Origin of the sequence: Labrys sedimenti (assembly GCF_034424805.1) — a bacterium.
Lineage (GTDB): Bacteria > Pseudomonadota > Alphaproteobacteria > Rhizobiales > Labraceae > Labrys > Labrys sedimenti.
Map to the genome: position 1 here is coordinate 326,528 of NZ_JAXOUF010000002.1, position 14,889 is coordinate 341,416.

A 14,889-nucleotide genomic window follows, 5' to 3' on the forward strand; every position below is an offset into this window, starting at 1 on the left:
ATGATCGGATAGCGCTCACGACTATACGCCGCCGGCTGTTGGGACGGAACCGGCTGCATGGCCCGCGCGCCAACAAATCCGCCGAATCCTGCGGGTCCGTCTTGGCGACATTTCTATAATGCATATTCCATGCACTATGCTTGACATTGCCCGGACAGGCCGTTCTGATGACCCGAAGAGAAAGCCAGGCCGTATTCCTGTTCCGGCCGCGTTCCTGCGGCTGGGATCAGGAATATGCGAATGCCTCGGCGGGATACAGGGAGCCCAGCATGGCCAGGATCGAACGCATCGAATTGTCGATGGTGGTGCTCGAGCCCAAGGTGAAGCGCGTCGATGCCATCCAGTCCTTCGTGGCACAGGAGACGCCGATCGTTCGCATCTTCGACAGCGATGGAGCAATCGGCATCGGCTACAGCTATACGATCGGTACGGGCGGGCATTCGGTCCTGGAACTCCTGGCGCGCACCTTCGCGCCGGCCCTGATCGGGCGCGAGGCCGCCATGGTCGAGCAGATCTGGCGCGACCTGCTCTTCCTCAGCCATGCCACTTCGGTGGGAGCCATCACCTCGCTCGCGCTTGCCGCGGTCGATACGGCGTTGTGGGATCTGCGTTGCCGCAAGGCCGGCCTGCCACTGCATGTCATGGCTGGTGGCGCCCAGGACAGGGTCCGGCTCTACACCACTGAGGGCGGCTGGCTGCAGCTCGACACGGCGGCGATCGTTGCCGATGCCCTCCAGGCCAAGGCCGATGGTTTCGGCGGCTGCAAGATCAAGGTCGGCAGGCCGGTGCGCGAGGATGTGAGCCGCCTCGTCGCCGTGCGCGAGGCGGTCGGCGAGGGCTTCGAGATCTTTACCGATGCCAACCAGGCCTTCGCGGTGGACGAGGCGATCCGGCGCGCCCATCATTATCGCGAGGCGGATATCGGCTGGTTCGAGGAGCCTCTGCCGGCCGACGACGTCGACGGGCATGTCAGGCTGGCGGCCTCCACCTCGATCCCGATCGCGGTCGGGGAGAGCATCTACAGCCCCTCGCATTTCCGCGACTATCTGCAGCGGCGCGCTTGCTCGGTGGTGCAGGTCGATGTCGCCCGCATCGGCGGCATCACGCCCTGGCTCAAGGTGGCGCATATGGCGGAGAGCTTCAATGTCGCCGTCTGCCCGCATTTCCTGATGGAATTGCATGTCGGCCTGTGCTGCGCTGTGCCGAATGCACGTTGGGTGGAATATATTCCCCAGCTCGACGGCGTGACGGGCAAGGCGATGCGGATCGAGGGCGGCTATGCCCTGCCATCGCAGGAGCCGGGCCTGGGGATCGACTGGGACGAACAGGCGCTCGCCGCCTTGCAGGCGGAGGACTCGGCGAGGCGGATCACGGCTCGCTGATGGAGGGAGGATCGTCATGGCAAGCCGGCTGAAGCTGCAATTCATCGCCGTGACCTGTGAAGAGGATTTCTTCCGCCCGGTCCGCAAGGGCATGGCGGATGCAGCCGCGATGATGGATGTCGAGGCAACGTTCACGGGAACGAAGGGGGTGGACGCCGGGGAGATGGCAGCGCTCGCACGCCAGGCCATGGCTGATGGCATCGACGGGCTGGCACTGGTCGCCTTCGACGGCGCCGCCTTCGCGCCGGTGGTGGCCGAGGCCCATGCCAGGGGCGTTCCGGTGGTGGCTTTCAACATCGACCAGGGCAAAGGCCGTGCCGGTACGCTCAGTGGCATCGCGCAGGATTTCGACGGCGCCGGACGGACTCTCGGCCGGCGCGCGGCAGAGGCCATCGCGCCGGGCAGCCGCGTGCTGCTCACCCTCCATGATGCCGGCATCTCGGCGCTGGAGGAGCGCCGCGACGGCATCAAGGCTGCCCTGGAGGGACACGGCATCGCGTGGGTCGAGACGATAACGGGGCATCAGGTCGAGGAAGCCGCCCGGCGCATCCTGGCAGTCCTGGCCGGAGAGCCCGGCATTTCGGCAATCCTCGCCACCGGCCAGGCCGACACGGAGGGCGCCGGGTTGGCGGCCGAACGGGCGGGCCGCATGCTCCATGCCGCAGGCTTCGATTTGTCGCCTGGCATATTGCGTCTCGTCGAAGCGGGACATCTTGCCTTCACCATCGACCAGCAACCCTATGCCCAGGGTTTCTATCCGGTGGTTCAGCTCGCGCTCAATTTGCGCTATGGCTTGATGCCGGCAAGCCTTGATGCCGGAGCCGCCATCGTCGACCGAGCCAATGCATCCCGGATTCGGGCTCTGTCGGAAGCAGGTTATCGTTGAGGGGCCGAGGCCAGGCGGCTTCCTTCGATCGCGTCACGAGTGTAATCGAGAGGGCGCTGTAGGAATGTCGAACATGACGGGCTTTTCGGGCAGGTCCACGGTGGACCCTCATGGGAAAAGCCTGCTTGGAGGCGAGGGGAGGGGCGGCATGGGCATGCCGGCGACAAGACGGCGATTGAACGAGATCGTCGGCGAAACGCTGGCCTCCCATATTCGCTCGGGCGCACTGCCGGCCGGCTTCGTCATCCGGGAAAAGGCGGTCACCGATCTCTTCGGTGTCGGTCGCATGCCGGCCGTCGTCGCCCTGGCCCGTCTAGAGGCCGAACGCCTGGTCCATCGCAGGCCGGCATTGCGTGGGCTCGTCGTGGGCCTCAGCCGTACGGTACCGGCGAGACCGGGCGATCTTGCCGGGCATGTCACCCTGCCGGAGGGCCTTGGGCACGAACTCGGGCAGCGCAATTGGCGAAGCCTGATTTATCCCGCCCTGGAGCGCCAGGTGGCCTCTTGCCTGCTGTTCGGGCGCTTCCAGATCCGCACCCCGGCGCTCGCCGAGCATTTCGGTGTCAGCCGGACCATCGCCCACGAGCTCCTGCTGAGGCTCGAGCGCGTCGGCCTGGTGCGCCAGGAGGTCAATGCACGCTGGTATGCCGGCCCGCTGACCGCCGCCCGAATCGATGAGCTCTACGAAATGCGCATCCTGCTGGAGCCGGCGGCTCTGCGGCAGGCGGTACGGGGGCTCGAACCATCGGTCATCGAAGAAAGGCTCGAACGGGTGTCGCAGGCCCATACCGCCGAGGCGCGGTCGGATGCGTCCCTGCTTCACCGGCTCGAAACCGATCTGCATCAGGACGTCGTGTTGCGCTGCGCCAATGAGGAGCTGCGTGCCACGCTCTATCGCTGCCAATTGCCGCTGATTTCGGTGCATCTGTCCTTCGGCAGCTATGGCGAGCGCACCGACATTCCCCAGATGATCGGCATGCACAAAGCCGTGCTCGAGCACCTTGCCGAGAGGCGGGTGGAAGAGGCGGCACTCGCCCTCGAAAGCCACTTGCGCCGTTCGCGGGACGACAATCCGGCGCGCCTCGCCGATCTGCCCGCACTTGCTCCGTCGCAGTTACACCCCTATCTCGACCCGATTTGACCCTAAAACGGCTCAAATTGACGTAAATTCAATGTCAAATATGACGGGCGCGGCTGCGCTTGCATTTCTGCGCCGATGCCAGCATAAAAGCCCATCGATCTCGGCCGGACGTTTTGGCTGTGTGGTCACATGGCCACGCTTGCTGATGACCTTCCTACCAATTTCGACCCATGGAGCTTCGTGCCGCCGGTCGGTTGCAGGAAGTTCGATCGTGCCCATAGGAAAGGTTCGTCATGAGCACAGGTACTGTTAAGTGGTTCAACTCCCAGAAGGGCTACGGCTTCATTCAGCCGGATGATGGCTCGAAGGACGTTTTCGTTCACATCAGCGCGGTGGAACGCGCCGGCCTGCGCGACCTGCAGGAAGGCCAGAAGATCACCTATGAGCTGACCGAGGACCGTCGTTCCGGCAAGCTGGCAGCTGATCGCCTGCAGGCTTCCTAAGTCCTGCGGCCGCGTCCCGGGACGCGCCTGAATTTGAGTTAGGATGGGTGAAAGCCCATTTGACGCCTCCGGTCGCACCGGGGGCGTTTTTGTTTGAAAGGGGGCGCTGGATCGAATGGCTCGACGGCAACATGCTGCGAGGAGCGGTTGTCGACGAGTGCGAGCGATAAGGACTATGGCAGCGGAAATGGCACTGCTGGGCCGTTCGATGATCCGAGGATGAAGGTCCGTATTTTTGCCGAATGGCCAGCGGAGATGGCGAGGAAGGCGGGCCAGCCTTCAGGGCAGCGACATGAGTCGCGAGAGCGGCAAGATTGAGCCGGTGGCCATATCTTGGCATCGCGTCCGGTGCCGCCACGAATCGTGCGTTCGAGAAACCCTATGACCGGGTCGGCACAATCAACCTGACAGTGTCAGGGCGAGCAAATTCTGGGAGCACGGAATCAAGATCAGTACCATCACGGCACCAAGGCCTTGCGATGGTACAGTTGGGTGGACTCGAACCACCGACCTTCGGAGCCACAATCCGACGCTCTAACCAACTGAGCTACAACTGCATCTGGGCATGCGTTTAGCGGGATCGTTCCGCTATTTCAAGTGTGCAGGCAGGGGATTTTTTCATTCACCCCCAACCAAAGAAAAAGGCCCGGACCAAGTCCGGGCCTGAAAACGTCAGCGAAGCTGGAAATCAGGCAACGCTCTTGAAGGTCTTCTCGACCTGAGCCTTGACCGGAGCGATCGTCTCGTTGGCGACCTTCTGGGCGAGCTCGCCATATTCCTTGGCCTGGGCCGAGAAGGTCTCGGCCTGCTTGCGCAGGAAAGCGGTGTTGAGCTCGATCACGTCCGAGAAGGTCTTCACGCCGAACAGGGCGATGGCATGGTCGAACGAAGCGTTGGTGTTGGTGCGGGCGGACTCCAGGACCTTCAGGCCGAGGGTCGAAACGCCCTTGGAAGCGGTGCTGTAGGCGCCTTCGAAAGCGCTGGAGGCTTCCTCGGCAGCAACCTTGATCTTGGCATAGGTGTCCTTGGCCTGGGCGGCGCCCTTTTCGGCAAAGTCACGGACGGAAGCTGGGATTTCCAGCTTGGAGAGATTTTCGAAGGCCAGTTCAGTTTCAGTCTTGTTCTTGGCGGCAACCATAGAACGCTCCTTGGGAGTAAGGGTGAAATTGGATCAGTGGACTTAACGAAACGTCTTGAGGAGCCTTCGGCATGACATGCCGCGATGTGGGGCGACCTCACCTGCCACAATCTATATCAAATGCCCTTGTGCGATGCAATAACTATGTTGCAGTGCACAACCATCCGATAAAAGCTCAAATTTTAAGCGATTCATGCCCAAAATTACGCCTATCGGTGAATTTTTGCGGGCGGTCAAAACTGCAGGGATTGACGGAATTTTGCTCGATATTGCGTTGCAATAGGCATTTTTGTGACAATTCCCCGCCAAATTGGTGCTCTTCGTGTCCAGAAGCCAAGCCTGGCATTACGCGGGGGAAAGTATTGCTGACCGTCCCGACGAAGAGATATGCCGTGATTGCAAGACAGGGCTGTCTTTTTGCGGTGACGGCAAGAATAGTTCAGTTGTCTGGAATTATTAACCCGCAGGTCCCAAGCAATATTTTACCTCGCGCCGGGCAAGCTTTCATGCCGAAAGCCCAAAATCGGCGCTTGCGTTAGGCCTTTCCCGCATCTTCCGCGTAAAAACGAGAAAGGATCCCCCACATTCCGCGGAGTCGAGGCAAGGCCACAGCTTTGCCGGGCTGCCTCGATGGGGCAATCCCGGCAACGCGATTCGATGGGGCTCTATTTCTTCGGCTTGGTGACGTCGGAGGCCAGCTTGCTCGCCGTGGCACCGATATCCTTGGCTTGCTCGCCGAAAGACTGGAGCTGCGCCTTGATGAAATCGCTCTGCAGTTGCAGCACTTGCTGGGGGTCCTTGGCCTTGACCAGGCTCGAGGCGAAGTCCAGCGCGGCCGCGACGTTCTGCTCGGCATAGGTCAGGGCCTTGCGGCCGATATCCTTGCCGCCGGTTTGGATGGCATCACTGGTGCCTTCGATGGTACCGGCAGCCTTGTAGGCCGCGCCCATGAAACCGTCGAACGCCTTCTTGGCCTGATCGACGCTCTTTTCCGCCAGGTCGCGCATCTCGGACGGAATTTCGAAGTTCGGCGGCTTGGTTGTCATAGGCGTCTCCTCCGTTGCCCCCGTCCCCAGGCCGGTGACGGTGCGGGTGACGATAGCGCAGGCTTGCCGTTTTAACCATGCCCCAGATCAGCGGGGGATGACGGAGCGGCGGCGATTTACCCTTTTGTTTTCCATCTGTATTCATACTTTGTTAGTCATTTCGGCAGGTTCTTGGAAAACGGCATGATCGAGGCGATGTTGCGGACGGCTTTGATGGCCGATCAGCGCCTGCAGGCGCTGATGGATGACCCGCGCCCGGCCTTTGTCTGGCATCTGGACGGGCGTGCGCTCGCGTGGGCCAACCGCGCCGGAGCCCAGAGCCTGGGCCTGCTGCCCGCCGATATCCTGCGCCAGCAGTCGAGCCCAGCCCTGGTCTCGCTTTCCCCCCAGATCGCGGCCATAGCCCGGAAACTGCCGAGGCCGGGCGCCATGCGGCTCGACCGCCTGCGCCTGCCCGGCATGGGCGCGCTCGACACCCTGTCCTGCGCCTGCCGGTCCTTTGACGGTCCGGAAGGATTTCTCGGGCTGCTGGTGCAATCGCTCGATCTTCCGCGCGGACGGCGCCAGCACAGCTGGGCCCCGCCCTCGGTGGCGGACACCTTGCCGCCCTTGCCGGGTAGCGAACCGGCTCCCGCCCCATCCAGTGAAACGCCTGCCGCCAAGCCCTTCGAGCAGAGCGGTGCCTGGCGCTGGGTCGAGGCCGATGGCGAACGTGCCGAACCGGTGAGGCCCGATGCACCGCTGTCCTCGCCCCCGGAGCCCGCGCGGAGCGAGGCATCCGAGCCGACGCCGGTGGCGCGCACCAAGCCCTTGCGCTTCGTCTTCCAGACCGATGCCGAGGGACGTTTCGTTTCCGTTTCGACCGAATTGGCGCAGGCCCTGGGCCGGAAGGCCGCAGACTGGACTGGCCGGCGCTTCGCCGACATCGCTGCGGCGCATGGCCTGCGTGACACGACGGCCATCGCCACGGCCTTTGGCGGCCAGCGCACCTGGACGGGCCTGTCCTTCCTGTGGCCCGATTCGGCCGCGCGCCTGGAAACGCCGATCACTTTGAGCGCATCGCCGCAATTCCAGGGCGAGGGGCAATTTGCCGGCTTCCGCGGCTTCGGCATGGCGGGCCTGCAGCGGCCGCTATCGACCCCGGTCGAGGCCGTAGCACCGCCGCCGAAAGCTACCATCGTCTGGCAGGACGCCGATCCGGTGGAGGAAGAGGAACCGGCGCCAGCGCCAGTTCCGGAGGAACCGAAATTTCGCATACCCGCGGGGAACGTCGACAGCAATGTCGTGCGCTTGCCGAGCAAGCCTTCCCAAGAAAGGCAGGCCTCCGAGCGGCCAGCGTCTGAAAGATCCGCATCCGAGCGGTCGGCCCTCGAACGGCACAGCCTGACGCCAACAGAACGTATCGCTTTCCACGAGATCGCCAAGGCCCTGGGAGCACGTATCGAGGGCGAGCGCCGCTCGGAGCCGGCCAGGCAGGAACCGCCCCCTGTGGCGGCGCCGGATGATGGCGATCGGGAGAAGCCTGCAACTGCGTCGGAACCGGAAACGCGCGCCGAAAAGCCTGCTACGGCGATTCCTCCTGTACAGGCGGGGCCCAAGCCGGCCGAACCCACTGTCGCGCCGGCCTTGAGTGCCGACGAGATCCGCTGGCTGGAGGATGCCGCTTCGGAGCCGGAGACGGCTCCGGGCGAAACGGGGCCGGCAAGCGAGCCGGAACCGGCGGCGCGCTCGATCAAGCTCGGCCGTCTCGACAAGGTGCCAGTCGCCCTGATCGACCGGCTGCCGATCGGCATCTTCATCGCGCGCGGCGAGGAACTGCAATTTGCCAATCGGACCATGCTCGAACTGCTCGGCTATCCCGATGTGGAGGCGATCCGCCAGGCTGGCGGCCTCGACCATGTCTTTGCGGGCAGTGACCCCGTCCCCCCGGGCGAGGAGGCCAATCCCGGCGTACTCCTGAAAACCGCTTCGGGCGAGACCATTGCCGTCGACGGCCGCGTGCAGACCACCCATTGGGATGGCGAGAGCGCTCTGCTCATTTCCGTGCGCCGTCCCCTCGGTGAGGTCGGCGCCGACAAGCTGCATGCCGCGGAGCGCCGGGCCGACGAGCTCCAAGCGGTGCTCGATACCGCCACGGATGGGGTGGTGATTCTCGACGGGCAGGGGCGCATCGTCAGCGTCAACCGCAGTGCCGAGGCGCTGTTCGGCTATGAGCAGCGCGAGATCGTCGGCAAGGACCTCCTGCTGCTGTTCGCGCCGGAGAGCCATCGGGCCGCCTTCGATTATCTCGACAGCCTGCGCTCCAACGGCGTGGCCAGCCTGCTCAACGATGGTCGTGAGGTGATCGGGCGCGTGCGCCAGGGCGGTTCGGTGCCGTTGTTCATGACCATCGGGCGTCTCGGCGGTGAAAGGAATGGCGAGGAGGCCAAGCGTTTCTGCGCCGTGCTGCGCGACGTCACCAGCTTCAAGAAGGCCGAAAGCGAGCTGACGGCGGCCAAGCGCCAGGCCGAGGAGGCTTCCTCGCAGAAGTCGGACTTCCTCGCCAAGATCTCGCATGAGGTCCGTACGCCGCTCAATGCCATCATCGGTTTTGCCGAGGTGATGATGGAGGAGCGCTTCGGCCCGATGGGCAACGAGCGCTATCGCTCCTATGCTCGCGACATCCACACCTCCGGCGAGCATGTCATCAGCCTGGTCAACGACCTGCTCGATCTGTCCAAGATCGAGGCCGGCAAGCTCGACCTCAGCTTCTCCAGCGTCAATCTCAACGAGGTCGTGCAGCAATCCGTCAGCCTGATGCAGCCCCAGGCCAGCCGCGATCGCATCATCATCCGCATGGCGTTGGCTGGCAACCTGCCCAATGTGGTGGCCGATGGCCGCAGCATGCGCCAGATCGTGCTGAACCTGTTGTCGAACTCGATCAAATTTACCCAGGCCGGCGGCCAAGCGATCATCTCCACCACGCTGTCGGAGCGCGGTGAGGCCGTCTTGCGGGTGCGCGATACCGGCGTCGGCATGACCGAGCGCGAACTCGCCATCGCCATGGAGCCCTTCCGCCAGGTCGCCTCGACCACTTTGGGCGGCACCGGCCTCGGCCTGCCGCTGACCAAGGCGCTGGTGGAAGCCAACCGGGCCGCCTTCACCATCCAGTCCACCAAGAATTCGGGAACGCTGGTCGAGGTTACCTTCCCGTCGACGCGGGTACTGGCGGAGTAGGGCTACGTCAAAACAGTGCCGCCAGGTCGCGCCTTCCGTCGACGCCGCGGACAATCTCGACTTCGCTAACCGGCGCAATCTCGTCATCCGGCTTGAGCCGATAGATGATGAGATAGGGTGCAACGACGAGAATTCTCGCAGACTCTCGGATGTCCGGGCGTGCAGTGCCAAGGCGCGGGTTGTCGCGCAGCAATTGCGCCACATCCTTCAAGCGGTCATAGGCCTTGTCTGCTGCGGCTGGACTGTCGAGCCCGATAGCCACATAGATATCGAGCAGATCCTCTTCCGATTGCGGCGTCCAGATCAACGCCGCAGGCATCAGGACTTGGCTTTGATTGCCGCGAGACGGCGACGTCCTTCGGCCCTTACAGCCTCAAAATCGATGCTTCGACCAGGGCCGCTGGCGACACCATCGTCCCAGGCCCGGCGCAGGCGCTCGATCTCGTTGCGACGAGTCTCTCTCTTGGCCTCCCAGTCGCGCAGGGCTTCTCGGACGATTTCCGATGTCGAGGCATATTCGCCGGCTTCGACTGCCCCTCGAAGGCTGGAAATCTGCTTAACCGTCAGGGCAATGCTGACTTTTTCCACGGCGGCCATCAGGCGCGTCCCTCTGTTGGAAACCATGATCTTACTACTTCTTCCTACCATGGGGCCAATAAAGGTGCAAATTTGGCTACCAGTTGCAGATTTACGGTCGCTTTCCTCGCGCTATCATCGCAGCCCCATTCGCCGCCGCGATCGTGGCTTCGAGCAGGAGGCGGGCGCCGTCCCTTATGCTCGCGGGCTCGACATGTTCGGCCTCGTTATGGCTGACGCCGTCCCGGCAGGGCACGAAGATCATCGCCGTCGGCGCCACCTTGGAGACGAACAGGGCGTCGTGGAAGGCGCCCGAGACCATCCTCTTGCCGGGCAGGGACAGGCGGCGTGCGGCGGCCTCGATGATGTCGATCATCCCAGGTGCGAAGACACCGGGCGGCATGTCGAAGGCGGTGGTGATCTCGACCGAGCAGCCCTGCTTCCCGCCCTCGGCACGGCAGATCGCCAGCACCTCGTCGACGATGGCATCGAGCCGGGCAGCCGAGGGGTGGCGAATGTCGAGGCTGAAGGTCACGGCCTTGGGGATGGCATTGACCGAACCGGGGATGGTGGCGATCCGCCCCACCGTCAGCCTTGCATCGGCGTCGGAGGGCATCACGCTGGTTTGGAGTTGATGCATCATGCCGACAGCCGCCACCATCGGATCGCGGCGATAGGGCAGGGGCGTGGTGCCGGCATGGCCAGCCTCGCCGGTGACGGTGACCTTGAGCCAGCGCGTGCCCTGGACCCCCGTCACCACGCCGATGGCAAGGCCCTCTTTTTCCAGGGATGGTCCCTGCTCGATATGGAGTTCGATATAGCCGGAGACGGGTGTGCCGAGCGGGCGCATCACCGCTTGGGGCAGGGCTGCGAGCGTTGCCGCCAGCTCGTCCGCGAAGGAGGCGCCGTCGCTGCCGGCCAGGGATCGCCATTGCGCCGGATCCACCACGCCCGCAAAGGCCATCGATCCCATCACGCCGGGCGCGAAGCGGCTGCCTTCCTCGTTGGTCCAGGCCACCATCTCGATGGGCCCCGGCGTCTGCACGCCCGCATCCTCCAGCGCCTCGAGCACCTCGAAGGCCGAGAGCGTACCGAGGGCCCCATCGAAGCGCCCGCCGGTCGGCTGGCTGTCGAGATGACTGCCGATCAGCAGGGGCGGCAGGTTGTCGTCACGGCCGTTGCGGCGGACGAAGAGATTGGCCATGGCGTCCTGGAAGACTTGGAAACCGCGAGCCAGCGCCAGTTCGGCGAGCAGGCGCCGCGCCGCCCGGTCTTCCGGGCTGAGGGCCTGGCGGTTGACGCCGCCCCCAGGCGTGGCGCCGATGCGGGCGAAGGCTTCCAGGCGCTGCTGCAAACGCTCGGCCTTGATTGCCGTAGATGTCATCGCGCCAGCCCGGCGATGAAGGCGGTCACGCGGGCGGGATCGACTGGATTCCACCACACGCCGTCATGCTTGAGCGCGCTGGCGATGATCACGCCGTCGACGATGCCGAGGATGTCATTGGCATTGTCGGGCGTGACGCCGCTGCCCACCAGGGTCGGCAAGCCGGCTGCCTCCTTGATCATCTGGATATAGCCGAGATCCGCGGCATGGCCGGTGCGCTGGCCGGTGGCGATGATGGCATCGGCATCGAAGAAGACGAGATCCTTGACCAATTCCTCCACAGGCCGGTCGGCGACGATGGCGTGGGCGCCGTGCTTGACATGGGCGTCGGCGAAGATGCGGATGCCATGGGCGCGCAATTTGGCCCGGAAGCGCATGGCGCGGGCGGCCTCGCCCTCAATGAAGCCTTCATTGGCGACATAGGCATTGGCCCATTGATTGACCCGGATGAAACCGGCGCCGGCGGCGCTGGCGATGGAAAGGGCGGGGATGGCGGCGTTGGCCAGCACGTTGATGCCGATGGGACGGCCGAGTTCGCGCCGGATGCGGTCGGAGATCACCGACATGTAGGCCGAGGTTTCCGGGCCGATGTCATCGGGCTTGGCGAAGGGAACGTCGCCGTGATTCTCGACGATCACGCCGTCGCAGCCGCCATGCAGATAGGCCTTCGCATCGTCGAGGCCGCGCTGGTAGATCGCCTCGACGGCCTCGCCCTGATAGCGCGGTGAACCGGGAAGGGGGGCAAGATGCACCACGCCGATGACGACCTTGGATCTGCCATAGAGGCTCGTCAGCGCGTCGCCGGCAGCCTGGCCGATGGGTTTGGAGGAGGTTGTCATGGCTTTTCCATTTCCAATGTCCTGATGAGGTCCCCGATCTCCGCCGTGCTGGGGCAGGAATCCGAGGTGCCGTTGCGGCTGACAGCGATGGCAGCCGCGGCGATGGCGAGACTGGCAGCCTCCGTCGGCGTCATGCCGAGGTCGATGCACCCGGTGAAGATGCCGCAGAAGACATCCCCCGCGCCGCTGGTATCGACGGCGGTCACCACTGGGGCCGGCAGGTGGCGAATGCTTCCCGTCCTGCCCTCGGCAATGAGGCAGCCCCGGCGGCCGAGGGTGACGAGAACGATGCCGGCTCCCTGGCGGAGAAGTTCAGCGGAGGCCTGCTCAGGGTCCTCGCAGCGGGTCAGCGCCCGGGCTTCCCCCTCATTGACGATGACGATATCGGCCGGCGGCAGTGCGGGGCCTGCTGCGGCGGGCAGCGGGCTGGGGTTGAGAATGGTGCGGGCGCCGCGATGCCGGGCCAGATCCAGGCAGGCCGCGGTGGCCCGGGGCGACAAATTGCCCTGCATCACCAGGATGTCGCCTGCAGCGATCCTGCCGGCAATATCCGTTTCCGCGAGCGGATCGAAGGCTTCCGCACACAGGCTTCCGGTGACGATGATGTTCTCGCCGCCGGCGTCGACCAGTACCGCCGAGCGATCCGTCGGCAGGGGCTTGGCCGTGAGGCGGCAGGCAAGACTTTCCGCCGCGAGGCGGTCGGCGATCCAGCCTCCCGCGGCGTCACCGCCCACAGCCGCCCACAGCGTCACGTCCGTGCCGGTGCGGGAGGCGGCAATGGCCTGGTTGGCGCCTTTGCCGCCGATGCCGTCGGCGTGACCGGAGGCATTGAGCGTCTCGCCGGGAACCGGGAAGCGCTCCAGCCGGAAGGTCGTGTCGACACAGACATTGCCGACGACATGCACCGCCATGGTTCAGCCCTTCGTGGTCGCCCAATTCTTCTCTGTCGCCCAAGCCAGCATCTGCTCGAACAGCGTCTTGTAGCCGTCCCAGGCGATGAAGCCCGGCGGCAGCCAATGCGGGCCGACATCGGAGGTCCAGGCCACGGTGCGGCCCTTGCCAAAGGTGCTGGTCACCAGCAGCGGCTGGGAGCCGTAGTCGGTCGAGACGGTGGCGAGCACCTCGGCACCCGGCTTGAGCGTCACCTCGTTATAGCCGAGCAGGATGGGCCATTGCGTGCCTAGGCCCTGCAGGATCGGGTGATCGGCTGCGCCCGTGACGACGGGAGCATAGCCCTCCGGCACTTCCACGCGGTCGTCGAAGGCGAGGCATTCGACCGGCAGCACGTCTTCGACCGGCGTCTTGCGGTAGCGGGCGCCGCCATTGATGCCCTGGAAGCTGAAATAGCCGCCGAACATCAACAGGCCGCCGCCGTTCCGGACATAGTCGCGCAGGAGGCGCAGGCGGTTCGGCGTGGGCTTGGAGTGGATCCAGGTATCGGGATGCAGCAACAGCGTGTTGGCGCCGATATCGGACAGGACCACGGCGTCATAGGCCGAAAGCGCCTCGATATCCTGCGGAAAATGGCGCTGCGCCTCATGCGCGGGCATGAAGGTGATGTCGAAGGCGCTGTCCTTCAGGGCGGCGAGAAGCTCGTCGGCGCCGGTGTGATAAGTCGCGGTCGGGAACTGGTCGAAGCCCTTGATATGGGTCGAGGTCGAGACCCAGGATTCGCCGGCGAGCAGGATCTTCTTCTTGGACATGGTCACTCCTTGGAAAAGTGGGAGGCGTGGGCTCACGCTGCAGCGGAGAACACGGATTTGGGATTGTCGACGAGCATGCGGTCGATGGCTGCCTGCTCCACGCCGTGGCGCAGGAGGCGGGGCACGAAATGCTTGAGGATGAAGCCGTAGCCGAAGCCGCCATAGCGGGTGAGCATGATCTTCAGGAAGACGTCCTGCGACAGCAGCAGGCGATCGGTGAAGCCCATGTCGACCAGCGCGCGGATCGCCGTGGCGTTCTGTTCGTCGGAAGGGGATTGGGCGTCCTGGTCGGCAAAATAATAGTCCATGCCGATCATGTCGTATTCCAGGAAGGCGCCACGCTCGGCCAGGGCCCGCTGATAGGGCAGGTCCGCGTGGCTCGGATTCATGTGGCAGAGCACGGTGTGCCTGAGATCGGCGCCTTCGGCCTCGACGATGTCGAGCACGCGATGGCCGAGACGCTCCCAGCCGGGCAAGTGGATGGAAAGCGGCAGGCCGGTGATCCCGGCAGCCCGCGCCGAGGCGCGCAGCGACTTTTCCTCCTCGGCCGTGAAATCCTTGCTGACGCCGACTTCGCCGATGATCCCCGCCATGATGTCAGGCTGCTCCTCGCCGCCGCCGACATCGTCGACGATGAACTGCGTCACCGCCTCGACATCCATCGCCTTCAGCCAGTCCGGATGGGTCGGCTCCAGGTAGAAGCCGGTGCCCATGATGATCTTCATGCCGGAGGCGCGGGAGATGCGTGCCAGCTTCTCGGGCGCCCGGCCGATGCCGATATTGGTGGCCTCGATCACCGTATGGCCGCCGAGCGCCTGGAAGCGCTTGAGCTCGGACAGGGCGAGGTCGCTGTCATCGAGCGAGACATTGTCGCGGTTCATATAGGGGTTCATCCGCAATTCGCCGATGATCTCGATATTCACCGCCTGCTCGGCGATCGCCTTCTCGTCCGGGTGGCACGGGCATTTCCAGGTGCGCGCCCCGTCGAGCAGGATGTGCTCGTGCATCAGGGTGATGCCGAGATCATCCACTGCGACCGGGCCGAGCACGGTCATGGCGGTGCCGGATTGGATGCCGATCGGCTTGCGCTCCGCCGGGCGGGGCTGGAACAGGTGATCCATGCTCAATGGCTCCG

The 14,889-nt window shown here is 64.5% G+C and carries 14 protein-coding genes and 1 tRNA gene; 5 read left to right on the top strand and 10 right to left on the bottom strand.

Annotated features, from left to right (window positions below; all coding sequences use genetic code 11):
* Positions 1-269 precede the first annotated feature (269 nt).
* The 4 genes from U1R88_RS07975 (at position 270) to U1R88_RS07990 (ending at position 3,852) form a co-directional block, all read left to right on the top strand.
* On the top strand, positions 270-1,382 hold the full coding sequence (locus U1R88_RS07975; RefSeq protein WP_322430767.1) for a mandelate racemase/muconate lactonizing enzyme family protein: 1,113 nt from the start codon (positions 270-272) through the stop codon (positions 1,380-1,382).
* 16 nt (positions 1,383-1,398) lie between these two features.
* Positions 1,399-2,268, top strand: a complete 870-nt coding sequence (locus U1R88_RS07980) for a substrate-binding domain-containing protein (protein ID WP_322430768.1) — start codon at positions 1,399-1,401, stop codon at positions 2,266-2,268.
* Between the two features lie 148 nt (positions 2,269-2,416).
* Positions 2,417-3,409, top strand: a complete 993-nt coding sequence (locus tag U1R88_RS07985) for a GntR family transcriptional regulator (RefSeq protein ID WP_322430769.1) — start codon at positions 2,417-2,419, stop codon at positions 3,407-3,409.
* Between the two features lie 233 nt (positions 3,410-3,642).
* Entirely contained in the window at positions 3,643-3,852 is a 210-nt protein-coding gene (locus U1R88_RS07990; RefSeq protein ID WP_068286658.1) for a cold-shock protein, read from the top strand.
* A 480-nt stretch (positions 3,853-4,332) separates the two neighbouring features.
* Here the strand turns inward: U1R88_RS07990 and U1R88_RS07995 are convergent.
* The 3 genes from U1R88_RS07995 to U1R88_RS08005 form a co-directional block, all read right to left on the bottom strand.
* Positions 4,333-4,409, bottom strand: a tRNA-His gene (locus tag U1R88_RS07995).
* 131 nt (positions 4,410-4,540) lie between these two features.
* Positions 4,541-4,990, bottom strand: a complete 450-nt coding sequence (locus U1R88_RS08000) for a phasin (protein WP_068286655.1) — start codon at positions 4,988-4,990, stop codon at positions 4,541-4,543.
* A 665-nt stretch (positions 4,991-5,655) separates the two neighbouring features.
* On the bottom strand, positions 5,656-6,036 hold the full coding sequence (locus U1R88_RS08005) for a phasin (RefSeq protein WP_068286652.1): 381 nt from the start codon (positions 6,034-6,036) through the stop codon (positions 5,656-5,658).
* 183 nt (positions 6,037-6,219) lie between these two features.
* Here U1R88_RS08005 and U1R88_RS08010 point away from each other — a divergent pair, with 183 nt between their 5' ends.
* A complete protein-coding gene (locus tag U1R88_RS08010) occupies positions 6,220-9,252 on the top strand; it encodes a PAS domain-containing sensor histidine kinase (protein WP_322430770.1) in 3,033 nt (1,010 codons plus the stop codon).
* 7 nt (positions 9,253-9,259) lie between these two features.
* Here U1R88_RS08010 and U1R88_RS08015 read toward each other — a convergent pair whose 3' ends face one another.
* From U1R88_RS08015 to U1R88_RS08045, 7 genes are all read right to left on the bottom strand, one after another.
* Positions 9,260-9,571 (bottom strand): type II toxin-antitoxin system RelE/ParE family toxin, encoded by a 312-nt coding sequence (locus tag U1R88_RS08015; protein WP_322430771.1) that lies wholly within the window; start codon positions 9,569-9,571, stop codon positions 9,260-9,262.
* On the bottom strand, positions 9,571-9,849 hold the full coding sequence (locus U1R88_RS08020; RefSeq protein WP_322430772.1) for a ribbon-helix-helix domain-containing protein: 279 nt from the start codon (positions 9,847-9,849) through the stop codon (positions 9,571-9,573). Before U1R88_RS08020 ends, U1R88_RS08015 begins: the two co-directional genes overlap by 1 nt.
* Positions 9,850-9,940: 91 nt before the next feature.
* Entirely contained in the window at positions 9,941-11,212 is a 1,272-nt protein-coding gene (locus tag U1R88_RS08025; protein ID WP_322430773.1) for a Zn-dependent hydrolase, read from the bottom strand.
* Positions 11,209-12,051: a BtpA/SgcQ family protein gene (locus U1R88_RS08030; RefSeq protein ID WP_322430774.1), complete on the bottom strand. Its 843-nt coding sequence runs from the start codon at positions 12,049-12,051 to the stop codon at positions 11,209-11,211. The genes U1R88_RS08025 and U1R88_RS08030 overlap by 4 nt, the downstream gene beginning before the upstream one ends.
* Positions 12,048-12,962 (bottom strand): PfkB family carbohydrate kinase, encoded by a 915-nt coding sequence (locus tag U1R88_RS08035; RefSeq protein ID WP_322430775.1) that lies wholly within the window; start codon positions 12,960-12,962, stop codon positions 12,048-12,050. The genes U1R88_RS08030 and U1R88_RS08035 overlap by 4 nt, the downstream gene beginning before the upstream one ends.
* 3 nt (positions 12,963-12,965) lie before the next feature.
* Entirely contained in the window at positions 12,966-13,754 is a 789-nt protein-coding gene (locus U1R88_RS08040; RefSeq protein WP_322430776.1) for a glutamine amidotransferase, read from the bottom strand.
* Between the two features lie 32 nt (positions 13,755-13,786).
* Positions 13,787-14,875 (bottom strand): phosphotriesterase family protein, encoded by a 1,089-nt coding sequence (locus tag U1R88_RS08045; RefSeq protein WP_322430777.1) that lies wholly within the window; start codon positions 14,873-14,875, stop codon positions 13,787-13,789.
* Positions 14,876-14,889 lie beyond the last annotated feature (14 nt).